This window comes from Fervidibacillus halotolerans (assembly GCF_026547205.1).
In the GTDB taxonomy this organism is placed as follows: domain Bacteria; phylum Bacillota; class Bacilli; order Bacillales; family Caldibacillaceae; genus Fervidibacillus; species Fervidibacillus halotolerans.
In genome coordinates this window covers 75,534-91,485 of the sequence record NZ_CP106877.1, presented here as the reverse complement: position 1 = coordinate 91,485, position 15,952 = coordinate 75,534, and the positions used below count along the sequence as shown (strand labels likewise).

Below are 15,952 nucleotides of genomic sequence, written 5' to 3'. Positions count from 1 at the left end.
ATGTTCATGAGTTCTTCAGCTATGAAGAGTATATTTCAAAGTTTTTCGTCAAAATAGGGATTTTCAAATTATCCACAGTTGGTAAAATTTTCCAGTTACTTTCCTTCTAAAATTTTTAAAAACTAGTCCTATTAATGCGATTTTTCTATAAAGTTGTGGATAACTTGCTTTTTACTCCCTATTCATCACACCCTTCTGCTATAATAGAATTGTTAGGTATATGTAAACCTAACCTGTATTTTTTTACATTTTTTCAAATCCTCGACTGTTATAATGCGGGTTCGGATCGCTTCTAACAGCTTCGAGGATATTTCTTTTGCTGACTTTTTCAGCTGCTTCAAAAGTTTTGACCCATATTTATATAGTTGAACAAGGATATCAGCTATTTGAACAAGTAAGTAATGATTTTTCAGTGCATTGTAATTATGACAATTCACATGTTCAATTTCATACCAACCATTTTTCTGGTTATTAAAACCCTCATTTTCTATTTTCCAGCGTCTTCGACCTGCCTGAACAAGTATTTCTGCATTCCTTTCAGTTATTCGAAAGTTTGTAATAAACAGAAACTCCTGTTTTTTCTCATTCTCAGTTACTTTTACTTTTTCCACAAGATTTACCAAACGATCGTTATAAGCAATATCATTGACCCAGAAATATTCTGAGCTTTTACCATTCGTTTCTAAAGATTGGATTGCTCTGAATTCTTGAGAAACCGTTTTAATCCGATCTTCTTTGAACCGGAAAATATATTTCCAATTGTGTTTATCACAAATTTCAAATACTGGTTCACAAGCATAAAGGCTATCTGCGATAAGACAAATAGGAAGACGTTTAAATGTTTTCTTTAATTTATCGACTAGCCTCATAAAAGCTTTTAACTCACAATCCTGCTTTGGAACATTTTCTGACTCATTTTCTATAAATTCTGTAGCGATGCTAAGAACCATATCTCCTACCACAAGCTTGGCTTCTAGAACATGGTGCATATATGCCACTTTTGTTTCTCCGGTTTCCTTATCCTTGTATTCCCTTCTCAGACAATGTTCACAGTGTTTTTCCTTAAATGTATGGATACCTGTCCCATCGAAAACAATTGGCCAATATTTATTTAGAATCCGGAAGGATTCTAAGCATCTTTTTTCAAAAAGTTTTTTGATTAGATAAATCCTTATGGTTTCAAGCTCTTTTGGCTCCAACTTTGCTAAAAAGTCATTAATTGTATCATAATGCGGGAGCTCGTTGAGCTCTTTCAAACCCAAAACTACTCGAATATTTTCGATACATTCATCCTTATTAAACAATTCGGTCATACTTCTCATTGATTTGATTCCAAATACACTTTTAAGAAGAATGGTGTAAAGGATTGTTTCTGGACCATAGGTAATGTAGCTTTGATGCCTTTTATCTTTTACTTTTTTTAGTTGATCTACCAAGTCTTTAAAGAAATGATTTTGAATCTTAACGAAGTCGAAGAAAAAGTTTTGGTTTTTTTCTCTTTCTCTTTTTTCTTTCCTTGTTAACATTCACAAATCCCCCTTAAATCTTGATAAATCCAGATAAATTATCGCATATTTATCAAAATTTGGGGGCTAGAAGCTCAATTTATCTCGAAGAATTTTTACTCCTCAGAGCTGTGAGTTCTTTACTAAAAATCGTCCCCTCTCTTCGCTCACAAAACGTTTGTATAATTAGGAAACAATTTCCTTCATATCGGTTAAAATAAGAGTATACATAAAACAAACAAGAATTGAGGAATCCCGATGAAAATTGAAGTAATTACGACAAGCGTAACTGATACGATACAGGCGGAAAAGCTTGGAATCGACCGAGTTGAGTTAGTTAGTGCGATGAAGGAAGGAGGTCTAACGCCTAGTTACGGAACGATAAAAACTATCCTTGAGTGTGTAACAATTCCTGTTCAGATTATGGTACGACCACATAGTTTCAGTTTTGTCTATAATGAAACCGATTGGCAGACAATAAAAGAAGATATTTCCATAATTAAACAATTAGGCGGAAATCGGATTGTTTTTGGCTGCATTACTAAAGATGGAGAAATAGATGAAGAACTATTAACGAAAGTGATTAATCATGTACCCGGTTTGGATATTACCTTCCACCGTGCGTTTGATTCCGCCCACTCGCAAATCGATGCATATAAAACACTCGTCAAATATAAAAAGAATGTTAAACGGATTTTAACTTCTGGTGGAAAGCCAACAGCGAGCGAAGGAGCTACTACTCTGAAAGAACTTGTCGCTCTATCTAAGGAAATAGATGGCCCATCAATATTAGTCGGTTCAGGGGTGACACCTGATAATATCGGTGAATTAGTCAATCAGATTCAAGCCAATGAATACCATATTGGTTCAGGGGCTAGAATTAATGGTGATTTCAGCCAACCGCTCGATCAGCATAAAGTGGCTATTTTAAGGAATATCGCTTCAAAGTAGTTTTGATACTTAAAACAGAAAATAACCTCTTAAGATAATCTTAAGAGGTTGCTTCTACTGTTTTTGCTTTTTTACGCAACATATGAAGAAATTGGAGGAATCCGACTGTCAATAATATATGTCCAATTCCGGAAATGCCAGCAAGCATATTATCCAAACCTTTAGACATTGTAAAATCAATAACTTGTAGCGTACCTCTTGTAATCATCATACTTGTTGAGATAATGACCCCTGCATTATATGTTAATAGAAAGCTATTAAATAGACTATCTTTATGCAATTGTAACTGATAAGCAAATAAATAGACAAAGAGCATCATAAACATGCCGAGAACAAATAAATGTGTGTGTGCGACTCCTAACTGTGTCTTTCCAACAAACGCATAAGACCTCGTTAATTCTCGGTAAAAAAGTCCACTAATTAATGCTACGATTGCGTAAAAGTATGCTAGATTAATAATTTTTTTCACTTTAAATCATCTCCTCTTTTAAAATGAGCCGACCATTGTCCATCATGTAAATTCTATCACAAAATGGTAAGACAGCCTCATCGTGCGTGACAATAATAGCCGCTTTATTTTTATCTTTCGCTTCATTTGCTAGTAGTTCGACAATCTCTTTGCTCCGTTTTCCATCAAGACTTGCGGTAGGTTCATCTGCTAAAATGATGTCTGGGTCATTCATAAACGCTCGGGCGATGGCTACTCTTTGTCTTTCTCCTCCTGAAAGTTGATGAGGATAGTGGTTCATCCGATGTTCTAACCCAACGGATTGTAGAAGTTGCTGTGCCTCCTCTTTCGCTTCTCTTCCCCATTTAGTCGCTAATTCTTTCACCATTTTTAGTTGATCTTTTACTTTTAAAAAAGGAACTAAATTTGCTGATTGGAAGATAAACCCGATGGCTCGCAAACGCACATCCGCTCGTTCCTTTTCACTAAACTGAGCAATATCTGCTCCATTGACAATGACACGTCCCCCATCTGGGCTAAGCAATGCCCCAGCAATGGATAAAAATGTACTTTTCCCTGAGCCAGAAGGACCGACAACAGCAACAAGTTCACCCTTTTTTGCTTCAAAAGATAATGATTTTATAATATCTACTTCTTTATCTCCATCTTGGAATGTTTTACGTATATTTTCTAACTGTAAAGGAATTTGACTCATCTATTCCACCCTCCCAATCGCTTGTAACGGATCAACTTTTATAATATTAACTGTAGATAGTAACGCACCTAGCATCGATACAACCATTAAAATCCCTGCGTACGTGAGTATTAATACTCCGTTAAAAATAAACGGCATACTGCTTGGTAGTAACATCTGCATTAATTTCGTAAAACCGACAGCTACACTAATACTGACAACGGATATAAAAAATACTTGCAACATCGTCGTTCCGATTAAATAACCATTTTTAGCCCCAATCGCCTTTAATACACCAAACTGATTCATTTTTTGAATGGTCATAATGTAGAAAAATGCCCCTAGGACAAAAACTGCAATAATAATTAAAAAGATTAGCATCATATTTAGTGAAGTTTGTTCAGCTTGATGACTCGGCATACCTTTAATGACATCGTCTGTCGATACCCAAACACCACTTCCTAATGAACCTTTAACATCTGATTTCACTACTTGATTATCATTTTTTAATACAAGTGCATTGTAATACGGTTTAACCTGACTACCTAGCATATCCTCCCAGCTCTTTAAACTAATAAAAGCGACAGGAGTATGGCTATATGTCTCTTTTTCAGTGAATCCAACAACTGTAAAGGTAGTCTCAGAGTTTTCTTCATATAATTCGTCACCTATTTTAACACCATCATCTTTTATTGAGTTATTGACAACGAGTTGGGGCTCTTTTGACGTTGCAATTGATTTTCCTTCAGTGACTTCTGGCATGAGAAAACCTTTTGGATGAACAGCCATTATTGTGACATCAACTTTTTGATTACTTCCTGACTTTTTAAGTGAAAGCATTTGTAAACCGAGTGGTTCAACACGGTCATCCTTTGAAATTTTCTCGACATCTGAAATGGAGAAACGAGACTGTTCTATGCGGTTATTTGCATCTTTGGCTATATAGAAAGCTTCGGCATTCATATTTTTTAATGAAGAAATATTTTCTGCGGCGAGCCCATTTGCAAGTCCATTAATGATGAATACAAGTGCCGCAACAAAAAATAAGATAAACCCGATTAAAATGTATCTAAGTTTAAAAAAACATATTTCTTTTATTGAGTGTGTAAGCATTGTTCTACCTCCTCTTTCGTTCTACATTTACTATACGGAGGCAATATGAACGGAATATGAACAACTGTTTACAAAACAAACTTTGGTGCCGGACTTATAATAGATACATGCGTGATTTACAGAAATTGACTCCTGTTTCAACTGTGAAGCACTAATACGTTGTAAAGAAAACTCATGGCTAGAGACTTTAAACGAAGGAAAATCCATCGTTCTCCGAAAAGAAAGAGAGTTTTTCGGCTTTGATATCATGCTGCCGAAACCTTCCTTGGACATTTATGCGTATAGGTAAGGAGAAACTGGAAAAGTTATACTTTCCTATTAACCAAATAGAGATACCGAATCGTACCGATATCTCACTTGTAAATATTTATTAACTTATAGGGAGGTCGATAGTAAATGTTGTCCCTTTTCCTTCCTCACTTTCAACTTTTATGTCACCACCATGCATTGTCACAATTGAAAAAACGATAGAAAGTCCGAGACCTGTTCCTTCCACCGCTCTTGTTCTTGATGTATCGGCCCGGTAAAAACGATCAAAAATATGTTCCTTTTCCTGTTCTGTTAAGCCAATCCCAGAATCTTGAAAAACAACCTGTATGTTTGACTCAACCCTTTCCAGCTTGATGTCAATCGTTCCAGCGGTTTTATTGTATTTAATCGCATTCGAAAGTAAGTTGTCCCAAACAGTTTCTAATAGAACCGGGTCACCGAATATATCTGTCTTTGGCAGTGAATAGCTAAGCATAATATCTTTTTCACCTAATTGCCATTGATATTGTCTAATTAATTCCTTAATTTGTTCGGAAACATCCAACCATTTTTTACTCATCATATCGTTACGCTGATCTAATGAAGCAAGAAGGAGCAATTGTTTCGTTAAGTTTGATAATCTTTTTGTCTCCCCTTTAATTATTTGTATGTATTCATCCTTTTGCGCAGTGGTAAGCGTTTCTTTCTCTAAAAGACTCGTATATCCTTCAATATTCGATAACGGTGACTGAATATCATGGGAAATATTCGAAATAAATTCCTTCCGCATCTGATCTAATTGCCCAAGTTTATGTGCCATTTGTGAAAAGTTTCGCGATAAGTTCCCTAGTTCATCGTTTCGAGAGAGGTCAATTTGAACATCATAATTTCCTTTTGAAAGTAATTTCGTTGCACCAGTTAGTTTTGTAATTGGCGTGACTAAAAATTTTGTACTAATAATAACCATAACGACACTTAATATAAGCATTAAGAAAAGAATCCAACTTAAGAAAATCCGAAATTCATTAAATAAAAATTTAATATTTGGTCGTAAAAATAACGCATAGCGCTCCCCATTCATTTCGAGTGGAACTCCAATTGAGTTTTTTAATTCATTTGCGAAAAAACCAACGATAAATACACTATGAGGAAATTGCTCAATTCCATGATAAATATCGCCTGCTAATACTTGTTTTTTTATAGCGGACGGGAGATCTTGATTACGGAACGGTGGGCCAAATGTCTGCACCCGGTTTTTCTCGTCGATTATATATAGTTGATAGCCTATATCTGCAATATTTTTGAAGTAAGCAGAAAAATCAGTCTCAGGATGCTTTTTGACAAAAGTCGCTATATCGAGTGCAACTTCGGTATTTTTTTCATCATTATATGGTTTCAAGATAGCTTGGTAATGGATATTTGCAATAATAAAAGCTAACAGACTGCTGAGAAACATCGTGCCAAGAGTAATCACAACAAATTTCGAATAGAGTGATTTCATCTTTTTTTGACCTCCAGCGAATAACCGATTCCTCGAACTGTCCGTATTTGAAAGTCATCCGTTAGTTTTGAAAATCGTTCCCGTAACCGTTTTACATGAACATCTACTGTACGTTCGTCACCATCATAATCAATACCCCACACCGCTTCAATTAATTGCTCGCGGGATAATACTTGACGGGGGTGAGACATTAAATAATGGAGAAGCTCAAATTCTTTTAATGGAAGTAGGAGTGTTCGGTCTCCTACTTGAACTTCATAGCTTCGTTTATCAATTTTCGTTCGGCCAATTCCGATAATAGTGTCGTCATCGAACTTGTCGTAACGCCTAAGTAATGCGTTAATTCGAAAAATCAATTCCTTTGGTTCAAACGGTTTTACTAAATAATCATCGGTCCCTGAAGCAAATCCTTCTTCTTTATCTTCTAGTTGATCTTTTGCCGTTAGTAGAATAATCGGAATGTCGTACATTTTCCTAATTTCTTTTGTCAGCTCAAATCCGTCCATAAACGGCATCATCACATCAACGACCGCCAAATTAAAGGAATGTTCTTTCATTAAATTGAGCGCCTGCATCCCATCTGTAGCTTTATACACTCGGTATCCTTCTTCAACTAAATGAACTTCCACTAAATTTAAAATATATTTGTCATCGTCAACTAGTAAAATTGTTACCATCCACCTCACTCCTTTCCAAATGCGACAAGGTTAATTTCCGACCGGTTAATAGGCTTAAACAACGGTATTTATTCTATCCTAGTCTAACGTGATTTGCGATAGATAATCCTTTATTATTATAACTGATATAGGAAAGGGTTGCAGGAAGTAGGAAGAAGAAAGTGATTTAGTTAGAAATTATTAAGCATACATGTTGTAAAATTAAATCGCGGAATTTGATTGAATATTTTCAGGTTAGGGGATTCGACAGTATCACGGAGGCATCGGTTTTTTTAGATACAAACTTTGAGCAATAATTTGACACCTTTACATGTGCTAATGCCTCATGTTGTTTTTTAAACTTGGACATTTTGAAAGAAATAACCCCATCAGATGACTATAAGGTATCAAAATCAACAGGCTCTATTCAAAGGAGACGATTAAAATGATAGATGAATTCTATTTAAGGTTTAGAGAATTTTTTATTAAGCTTACTTTGTAATTACCACACTATTTTTATATTTACTAAAAATGTCCACTAGCCGATATCATACTCCTTCACCTTCGAAACAAATAGCACATATTCCGAACCTTGTACATATACTGTAATAAGCCATTTGAGGGGAGGAAATAAATTGGATCGACACGTTCTTTTGTTTCTAGCTGCTGTGCTTTCTGGTTTTGCCTTAGTTAAAGTCCCTTTATCAGGAACAGTATTCGCAGCATTTACCCCATTCACATCTTTAATTGGTGTTTTAGCAATCATTGTCTTCTCACTCGTACTCATTATCAAAGGCATTTTAGCCTTGATAAGGAAATGAGATAATTAAATAAAAAACTTATCTGTTAGGAAAGCATGATTTTCTACATTACACCGAAAACTTTAGATAGCATTTTCCTGACAGCTATTCAACACCCCCCTTTTCGTTCCAATGGGGGGGTTTATGTTAGCATCCTTCCTTGATACCATGATTCATTTTTATCTTTGAAATATACCTACATACTAATCAACCCACTCTGTCCTTAACAATGAAAAAACAAATGCGTCATGGGATTGACGATTTTGGTAAAGATACCCTCTTAAAACACCTTCCCGTTGAAATCCTATTCGTTTAAGAAGTTTGATGGATGTTTCATTTTGTGGATAGGTTATTGCACCGATGCGGTCTAGTTTCAATTCATTGAACGCATAGCGTAACACTTCTTTTACCGCTTCCGTTGTCATTCCTTTATTCCAATAGTGTGGATGTAAATCACAACCAATTTCCGCTCGCTTATTCCATACACTTAAACTATTTAATCCTAATGTTCCAACTAGTTCACCTGTCTCTTTTAACACGATGCCCCATCGAATGGCCCGATTGTTTTTGTACCCTTGCAAAAAAGATTCAATTAATTCTTTACCCTCCTCTATCCCTTCCATCCGGTCCATTCCATAGTATTGAATGACCCCCTCCTTTGAAAAAGACTTCATATATATTTTTTGCGTGAACTTCTGTGATTTCGATTAACTGTAGTCTTTCTGTCTCTAATGTTGGAAATATCATGATTGTAATCCCCTTCTTATTTTCCAAAGATTATAAAATTTAAATACCAAGTAGTCAATAACTTGTTGTATTGTGGTTTTACACATAACTAATCCAGTTGACGTATAGTATTATTGTAAACGGTTACAAAATAAAGGGGTTGACGTTATGACAAATGAAAATCGAATAGAGACAACGTTAATTCACGGGGGTTACTCTTCTAAAGAGTTCTCCGACAGCTTGTCCCCTCCTATTTTTCAAAGCTCGACATACGTGTTCGATACAGCTGAACAAGGTGAAATGCGATTTCGCGGTGAGGAAAAGGGTTTTATTTATTCTCGACTAGGAAACCCAACCGTACGTATACTTGAGGAACGTATGGCTGTTTTAGAAAAGGGGGAAGCTGCTCTTGCATTCGGCTCGGGAATGGCTGCAGTTTCGGCGGTCTTATTTCATTTGATAAAATCTGAAAGCCATATCCTTTGTTCACGCGGTGTATATGGTTGCACATTCGGACTTCGTTAATTGCGGAGACACCCTTAGAGCCAACTACACTACAACGTAAGGATGAAATATGCCTAAGCGTGATAGTTATAAAAAGCGAGTTGGATTGGGTAATCGGCCAAGCGACTAAAAAGAAAAGGCCCACAGCGCAGCCAAGTTCCGAATAGGAAAAGGTTCAACGACTATCCAAAATTGTATGACACATACAAGAGTAGGTTAGGACACCAAGCGGGTCCGAAACACGAAGGGTATTCTTCATCAAGGATACAAGATATAGTCTCGACTTCTAGCGAAAGCTAGAGCAGTCCTTTAAGGACGGTGTAAAGTAGCGACTTACACGAAGATTCGGCTCAGATGATCATGTTACAATCCGACCATCCGGATATCATTGAATTCATCATTTCAAAAATGCAAAATCCTCGCGTTCTACGGTTCTTAATTGAAAATACGGAAGATGAGTTAATTAAAAAATTAGCAAAAGAAAAATTGAAATTCACACCTTTAACTGGAGTAGAGAAAAACATCTATCAAGGTATCGTAAATTTCAAAAATATCGAAGGTCATGGTGGTTTTGAACCAGCTGCTATCCGTGAAGCAGAAGAAAAACTTCGTGATGGTGGTACGTACAGCGTCCACGAACCTGATTTCTTATCAGGAGCAAATATAAGTGTATGTGTTACTAGTGAGTTCATGGAAGCAGTAGAAAATGACGATTACTATGAATTAAGATTCCCAGATGTTGATAATTACAATGATGAAGAGAAAAAATACTACGACGAACATTGGCATGAAGTCGGTGATGTAAGAGAGTGGGAAAAATTAGGCTTTAAAGTTCGTGTTCATCGTAGAATAAAGGCAAGAGAATTGTGGAATCTAATAAATATTTGTGCAACTTACTCGGCAGAACCCGGAATTTTCTTTATCGATAATGCCAACGAAAAAACCAATGCTGTCGCATACGGACAAAGAGTAGTTGCAACAAATCCGTGTGGTAGCGGTAAGTTTGCCTCACGTTAATCATCGCGGAAAAAACGGGAAAGCCTTCTTTCCAAATCGGAAATGGTAACCCGACCTGAAGGACAAGCCTAAAAACTTGTACAGGGGCAACGCATAGATTCTGAACCTGCTATATTAGCAGAATATAATGAATCCACGAGGCCGCGACATTGCGAAAAGATATGCTGAACTGAGTTAGAATTGACTAACTGTATCTATCTTTTTTGGTGCAAAGAGATAGAGATGAGAGAAATCTCCAGAAATGGTCGATAAAAAGCGATCATGGTAACAATAAAGTTGGAACAACCACTCGCACCTTTTTCCGTATGTAATCTTGCTGCTATTAACTTAGCAAATATGGTTAATAAAGAGACACATACGGTAGATTTTGAGAAACTTCGTAACGTAGTTGAAGTTGGTGTAAGACTTCAAGATAACGTTATAGATGCCACACCATACTTCTTGCCGGAAAATGAAAAACAAGCACTTGGCGAACGTCGAGTGGGATTAGGGGTTATGGGATTAGCCGACCTACTAATCTATTGCGAAAAAGAATATGGAAGTAAAGAAGGAAACGAACTTGTAGATAAAGTATTTGAAACAATCGCTACTACTGCATATCGTGCTTCTATTGAAATTGCTAAGGAAAAGGGTAGTTTTCCATTCCTTGATGTTCTTCCAAACGGAGAACCAAATGTAAACGGAAGAGAAAAATTAGTTCAATCTGGGTATTTACAATCTATGCCAGAGGATATTAGAGAAGGTATTCTTCAACATGGTATCCGAAACAGCCATCTCCTAACAGTAGCTCCTAAGTAAAATTGGGCTTTAATGTGGTGACACATTATCGAAACATTCCTAATTGCTGAGAAACCCTAAAGCTGTTTCAACCACAACGCAACCAGCAATGGTAATCGTGAAGGTTTGAAAATGAAACAGATGAAACAATGGGCAATCAGCAGCGAAGCATCTTAAATTTGATTTTAAGATGAACGTTCAACGACTATAGGTGTAGCGACCTTTACCTCATAAGCCAATGATGAGGGAAACGGAATGGCACTCATTAGAGTGTTTGATATAGTCTTCGCTTATAGGAAACTATAAGAAGTTCATTAGAGAACTGCAAAAAGAGTTGCGTCTTTTTGTGAAAATAACGGACTGGTAGTACAGGAACGATGGTTGGGGTATCAACAGGACTAGAACCTTACTTCTCATTTTCCTATTTCCGTTCAGGAAGGTTAGGTAAATTCATAGAGGTAAACGCAAATATTGTTCAAGAGTATTTGGATAAACATCCAGAAGCAGACAAGGACAACCTACCAAGTTACTTTGTTTCGGCAATGGAATTAAGTCCGGAGGCCCATGCAAATACCCAATGTATTATTCAACGTTGGGTGGACAGTTCAATTAGTAAAACTGTAAATGCCCCCGCCGGATATACAGTAGAACAAGTTCATTCGCACCAAAATATACGCATTATCGCGGAATGTTAGAGGAAATCCTTAATAAAGGTACAAATACATTCAAAACAGTTATAAAAGAGGACAACACCCTTTATTTCACTCTAAAGGAAGGTGTTCATTCCAGCAGGGATTTAAAAGAAATCAAAAAGGAAGAATATACGAATACAATTACCGACTTCTTAGAGAAACGCAACGTTCGCACTCATGTTCCAATGTCGGCACAAAACGATTTTGTTCAATTGGCATTCGAATATTCCTTAGAACGAGTGTTACAAGCGCTTGATATTTTTGTACATGAAGAGTTTGTATTAGGGCTACAAGTAACTAGAAACTATGGTGGACGAGTACGTACAATTATCCGCCAACAACTTGCTACGGAAAACGAACCCCTTGCCCTAAGCTCATAAAATTTTTCAAAAATTGACGAATGAACCCCTAGTTTTTCTCAACCTTCAAATTAGGGGTTGCTTTGTCATGCCCTTTTTTATTTCATCTTCTTTTTCCCCTCATTCATCTATCAGCTAAGATACGATCCGCTCCCTTTTTTTAACTTTTTATTACCTTCCCTTACCTTTTTACACTTTTTTTATGTAGATAACTGTTCTATATCCCCAACTTTTTATGTTCCGTATTATCCACAAGAGAAATAATTCATACTCATATAAAAAAGATTCATACCCTATCAATATTTATTCATATACATATAAGAAAAAATCATATAAAAACACATAAACTTCCAGAATATTCCACACCATTAAAACAAAAAAACAAAATAGTTATCAACAATTGGAAATAATTCATACAAAATGATAAAAAAATAATACCCTATGTAACTAGAAACAAGTCACATAGGGAAATAAATCAAGGTGAAGCGGGAAATAATTCAGAAATAGCAAAAAAAAAACCTTGCAGACGAGAAAAAAATCATACCAAATGGTATTTTTACATACACATTGACATTTTTCCATCCACAAAGTTTCATGTTTGAGTCAAGTATTTATAGGCAGTTTTTTTACACCTTAAATTTGAAAGCGGATTCAAACTCTTAGGATACTCTCTTGGTAAGAATTTTGCCTTTTTTAAAAGCCAGACAACTCTTTTAATGCTTTGTAAACTGGTATGTTAGCTTTTCCTTTTAGATATAGAACATTGTCTCTAGTGGCTTCACCAATTGTGCTCGTAACTTTTTCTTTATAGTATCTTGGTGGGTTCTTTTCCACCTTTGTTTCAGTCCATTTTTCGATCCTGCCAAATAGTGTTTTTAAGGTCAATTTATCCAAGTAAGCTACCAAACCAGTGAACATGGCACTTACACCTTTATCCACCCAACTACGGCCATTTTTAAGTCTTTTGGCAAATACACTCATGGTTCCTTCTGCACTACCCATCGGACGCATTCCTGTTGTATCTATACCCTGTTCTTTAAGCCAGTTACGATAATCTCCCAAGGCTTCTGGATATTTCTCTAATTGGCGAATAAATGCTTCTAGACGTTCCTCTTGTCCATCATCCTCTAGCGTTCCGACTGCACTGTTAAGCTCTGTAAGCAATTTCTCATAATCATATGATGCAAGCGCCTTACGAATTGGACGATAACGTGGGTGATGACGGAACAAACTTCGAATCTCCCGTGCCACATGGAAACGATCAAGCGAAAAGAATGCACGACCTTTGAAATAATCACGACAAGTTGTAATCCAATTTGCACCATCTCCATTTATTACCAACTTATGAATGGTTGGATCATACTCAAAGTTTTCGATGAGAAAGTCCTCAAACGCCTCCCAAAATGGCTGGTTCCCTTCATGTACGAAATGGCGTTTATTCTTCAGTCTTACTCGTTTCCCATTGACTTCCCAGCCTTGATGAACTGCGGCTATTTTCTCTTCTTTTCCCTTTTTTCGTTTACCTTGACGTTTTACAAACAAACCATCGACCTCTACAAATAATACAGGTTGATGTACATGCTCACGCTTTTTTGGAATACTCGAAACTTGTAATAAGTGTTGACGGATTGCCTCATGACTAATAACCCGATAGCCTAAAAGGGTTTCTAACGTACTGGCTGCTTTTCGATAGGAAGGTCCCTGAACAGCTAATTCAATAGCTACCTCCTCAATCAATGGGCTAAAAGAACCTGCATCCTCAAACTCTAAATAACGATCAAGGAGAAAAACATATTCCCCTGTCTCCCGGTCACGGTAATAATTACGATTTAATTCAATCTCTCCAAAGAGACTAGTTATATGATATTTTCTTTTATCAATGAGTCGATAGCGTTTTTTATCTCGTTCTTCTGCAATCTGTTGATCCATATCCTCCAAAATATTTTTCATAACGCTGGAGAAGGTATCTTGTAATTGCCTCCAAACCATTTGCTCAATTTCTTTTAAATTTGGATATACTGTGTTATTCTTTTGCATGAGGGGTTACTCCTTTGTTTGTGATTTAGTTTTGGTTGACTATCATTCTACCAAGGAGTACCCTCTTTTTCATTATATCTGCTTTTTTCCTACCGCGCTTCCGCTTGCTTTCCCCTTCATTTAGTGAACTCACTACGTTCGTTCACTAAATGAAGGGGATAAAATTTATTCCGCCCACAATAATTTTACTCATACAGTTTCATTTTTATTTATACAGATTTTTCCAACCCCTTGATAGACAAGGGGTTAAAGGTTTTTACAACAGGTTAATATCTGTTTAGATCTTTGATGTAATTCCTGTTGTAATTTATGATTTATTATTTGTTATTATTTTTGTTTTTATTTATATTTAATTTTTATTTAATTATCATTAATAATATTCATAAAAATAAAGAAAATTAACAATGCAGGAAAAACAGAAAGTATTAATCCTTTAAAATTATTAAATAAATTAACAAACCAATCTTTAATAATAGGTATATACATAACTATATAATCCCATGATAGCCAGACTGCAGCAACAATTATACTTCGATGAGTACTTTACCGAAAGCCTAATTTACAATCTGCTCATTTTCCCGATTAAGGTATACTCCTACAATCTAATATGTTAATCTTTTTACTTCCGATAAAAAATTATTTGCCTTTTTCAAACAATCTTTGCATTCTATTTCATCAATTTTTGCTATATTATAGTCTGCTATCCACCTTTTTTGCTTAACAAACCTAAAAGAATCCAAATAATCTTGTGCTATGATACCATTACTAACCAACGAGGATAATTTTCTTTCAAGTTGCTTATGACTTTCCTTAACATTTAAAGCATTTGGCTCCCAATCTGAAAGCATATTTTCACTTTCCAATAATGCTTTTAGTGAATGCATCATCGAATAATAAGATCTATTAACAGACTGGTTATATAAGTTCTGTTCATATAAAGCTTGTGCAGCTTTCAAATCGTCACCTGCGGTTTGTATTTCCATTATATAATTAACAACTGGTTTAACCAATGTTTGTTCTAATTGCATTGTTTGTGAATCCATATTTTTATGAAGACTTTCCGCACCATTAACAATAGAATTTTTAATCATTTCCTTATCTTTCATATCCAGCTCATCAGTTTCCAAAACGGCAAGCACTATTTCAATTAGCTCTTGTACCTGCAATCCTTTTAAATTATAGAAACTATCATATATAGGTATGTATTTAACTTTTTCACCAGACTTTTTAGTTTTCCATATTCCATATATAAGTCCGATTCTTTTTGAGAATTCGTTTTCAAAGAAATCATAAAATGAGCTATATAGATGTCTATTATCTCCATACAGAAATCCGACTAGCGTAAATAAAAAAGCACTTCTAAATGAGTTTAATAACGATTGCTTTTCTTCATTAAACTCAGTTTTCCATGCACCTAAGTCAATTCGGATATCCCCAAAATCATATTTAGAAATTATTTGCTCATAGTTATCCTTTAACATATCAAGAGCAATACATTCCCATGTTTCTTTTTTAATATAAGAGGTATACTCTTTAATTATTTGTAGTTCTATGCCACCATTTTTTTCTATCATTTCGGCACCAAATAAGCTCAATAGGTCACTATTCTTATCACTACTATTTATTTTTGGTTTGTCAATTTTGTTAATAAAAAACTTAAACAACGTTTCTAATTCATTATCATTAAATTTTTCTGCATTTGCATATTTTCTAAGAAGTTCTTTTTCACTTTTATCTTTTAAGTTTTCTAAGTATAGTAGATTGATACTTCTTGGTAAATGATATACTTTAGAATACCTACCATTGATGTCTTTATCTTGAATACTCATTATCACAGGAAAAATACCCGGATTAATTACAACATCCTTTGACATATATGCCCTCCTAAAAATAAAGACACCTATGATATTTGTCCTAGGTGCC

General features: G+C 35.5%; 12 protein-coding genes and 4 pseudogenes. 7 read left to right on the top strand and 9 right to left on the bottom strand.

Features of this window, described 5'->3' with window-relative positions:
- Positions 1-212: 212 nt before the first annotated feature.
- Positions 213-1,526, bottom strand: coding sequence for a transposase (locus tag OE105_RS00360; RefSeq protein ID WP_015865126.1), 1,314 nt, complete (start codon positions 1,524-1,526; stop codon positions 213-215).
- Between the two features lie 237 nt (positions 1,527-1,763).
- Here OE105_RS00360 and OE105_RS00355 point away from each other — a divergent pair, with 237 nt between their 5' ends.
- Positions 1,764-2,456: a copper homeostasis protein CutC gene (locus OE105_RS00355; protein WP_033827644.1), complete on the top strand. Its 693-nt coding sequence runs from the start codon at positions 1,764-1,766 to the stop codon at positions 2,454-2,456.
- A 40-nt stretch (positions 2,457-2,496) separates the two neighbouring features.
- Here OE105_RS00355 and OE105_RS00350 read toward each other — a convergent pair whose 3' ends face one another.
- The 5 genes from OE105_RS00350 to OE105_RS00330 all read right to left on the bottom strand — a co-directional run bounded on the left by OE105_RS00350 (position 2,497) and on the right by OE105_RS00330 (position 7,138).
- Positions 2,497-2,925 (bottom strand): DUF2871 domain-containing protein, encoded by a 429-nt coding sequence (locus OE105_RS00350; protein ID WP_275420769.1) that lies wholly within the window; start codon positions 2,923-2,925, stop codon positions 2,497-2,499.
- 1 nt (position 2,926) lies between these two features.
- The gene (locus tag OE105_RS00345) at positions 2,927-3,619 is read right to left on the bottom strand and encodes an ABC transporter ATP-binding protein (RefSeq protein ID WP_275420768.1); all 693 of its coding nucleotides are present in this window, start codon (positions 3,617-3,619) and stop codon (positions 2,927-2,929) included.
- The gene (locus OE105_RS00340; protein WP_275420767.1) at positions 3,620-4,711 is read right to left on the bottom strand and encodes an ABC transporter permease; all 1,092 of its coding nucleotides are present in this window, start codon (positions 4,709-4,711) and stop codon (positions 3,620-3,622) included.
- 370 nt (positions 4,712-5,081) lie between these two features.
- The gene (locus OE105_RS00335) at positions 5,082-6,461 is read right to left on the bottom strand and encodes a sensor histidine kinase (protein WP_275420766.1); all 1,380 of its coding nucleotides are present in this window, start codon (positions 6,459-6,461) and stop codon (positions 5,082-5,084) included.
- Positions 6,458-7,138, bottom strand: coding sequence for a response regulator transcription factor (locus tag OE105_RS00330; protein WP_275420765.1), 681 nt, complete (start codon positions 7,136-7,138; stop codon positions 6,458-6,460). The genes OE105_RS00335 and OE105_RS00330 overlap by 4 nt, the downstream gene beginning before the upstream one ends.
- A 614-nt stretch (positions 7,139-7,752) precedes the next feature.
- Between OE105_RS00330 and OE105_RS00325 the strand changes: the two genes are divergently transcribed.
- Entirely contained in the window at positions 7,753-7,938 is a 186-nt protein-coding gene (locus tag OE105_RS00325; protein ID WP_075047809.1) for a hypothetical protein, read from the top strand.
- 182 nt (positions 7,939-8,120) lie between these two features.
- On the opposite strand, the pseudogene OE105_RS00320 reads toward OE105_RS00325, so the two are convergent.
- Positions 8,121-8,664: pseudogene (locus OE105_RS00320) on the bottom strand (GNAT family N-acetyltransferase).
- Positions 8,665-8,811: 147 nt separating this feature from the next.
- Here OE105_RS00320 and OE105_RS00315 point away from each other — a divergent pair.
- The 5 genes and pseudogenes from OE105_RS00315 to OE105_RS00295 all read left to right on the top strand — a co-directional run.
- A pseudogene (locus tag OE105_RS00315) lies at positions 8,812-9,162 on the top strand (PLP-dependent transferase); the annotation flags it as partial.
- A 342-nt stretch (positions 9,163-9,504) separates the two neighbouring features.
- Positions 9,505-10,155: pseudogene (locus OE105_RS00310) on the top strand (vitamin B12-dependent ribonucleotide reductase); the annotation flags it as partial.
- Positions 10,156-10,443: 288 nt separating this feature from the next.
- Positions 10,444-10,956 (top strand): annotated as a pseudogene (locus tag OE105_RS00305) (vitamin B12-dependent ribonucleotide reductase); the annotation flags it as partial.
- A 362-nt stretch (positions 10,957-11,318) separates the two neighbouring features.
- Positions 11,319-11,636: a hypothetical protein gene (locus OE105_RS00300; protein WP_420842551.1), complete on the top strand. Its 318-nt coding sequence runs from the start codon at positions 11,319-11,321 to the stop codon at positions 11,634-11,636.
- Positions 11,630-12,013: a hypothetical protein gene (locus OE105_RS00295; protein ID WP_275420764.1), complete on the top strand. Its 384-nt coding sequence runs from the start codon at positions 11,630-11,632 to the stop codon at positions 12,011-12,013. The genes OE105_RS00300 and OE105_RS00295 overlap by 7 nt, the downstream gene beginning before the upstream one ends.
- Before the next feature lie 672 nt (positions 12,014-12,685).
- On the opposite strand, the gene OE105_RS00290 is transcribed toward OE105_RS00295, so the two are convergent.
- Both OE105_RS00290 and OE105_RS00285 read right to left on the bottom strand, forming a co-directional pair.
- Complete coding sequence (locus OE105_RS00290) at positions 12,686-14,029, bottom strand: ISLre2 family transposase (protein ID WP_275420763.1); 1,344 nt, start codon at positions 14,027-14,029, stop codon at positions 12,686-12,688.
- A 602-nt stretch (positions 14,030-14,631) separates the two neighbouring features.
- Positions 14,632-15,903: a HEPN domain-containing protein gene (locus OE105_RS00285; RefSeq protein ID WP_275420762.1), complete on the bottom strand. Its 1,272-nt coding sequence runs from the start codon at positions 15,901-15,903 to the stop codon at positions 14,632-14,634.
- Positions 15,904-15,952 lie beyond the last annotated feature (49 nt).

Bases quoted from the DNA above. Each gene is read 5' to 3' on its own strand.
- OE105_RS00360 (WP_015865126.1), bottom strand. From the start codon at position 1,526: ATGTTAACAAGGAAAGAAAAAAGAGAAAGAGAAAAAAACCAAAACTTT.
- OE105_RS00355 (WP_033827644.1), top strand. From the start codon at position 1,764: ATGAAAATTGAAGTAATTACGACAAGCGTAACTGATACGATACAGGCG.
- OE105_RS00345 (WP_275420768.1), bottom strand. From the start codon at position 3,619: ATGAGTCAAATTCCTTTACAGTTAGAAAATATACGTAAAACATTCCAA.
- OE105_RS00340 (WP_275420767.1), bottom strand. From the start codon at position 4,711: ATGCTTACACACTCAATAAAAGAAATATGTTTTTTTAAACTTAGATAC.
- OE105_RS00335 (WP_275420766.1), bottom strand. From the start codon at position 6,461: ATGAAATCACTCTATTCGAAATTTGTTGTGATTACTCTTGGCACGATG.
- OE105_RS00330 (WP_275420765.1), bottom strand. From the start codon at position 7,138: ATGGTAACAATTTTACTAGTTGACGATGACAAATATATTTTAAATTTA.
- OE105_RS00300 (WP_420842551.1), top strand. From the start codon at position 11,319: ATGGTTGGGGTATCAACAGGACTAGAACCTTACTTCTCATTTTCCTAT.
- OE105_RS00295 (WP_275420764.1), top strand. From the start codon at position 11,630: ATGTTAGAGGAAATCCTTAATAAAGGTACAAATACATTCAAAACAGTT.
- OE105_RS00290 (WP_275420763.1), bottom strand. From the start codon at position 14,029: ATGCAAAAGAATAACACAGTATATCCAAATTTAAAAGAAATTGAGCAA.
- OE105_RS00285 (WP_275420762.1), bottom strand. From the start codon at position 15,903: ATGTCAAAGGATGTTGTAATTAATCCGGGTATTTTTCCTGTGATAATG.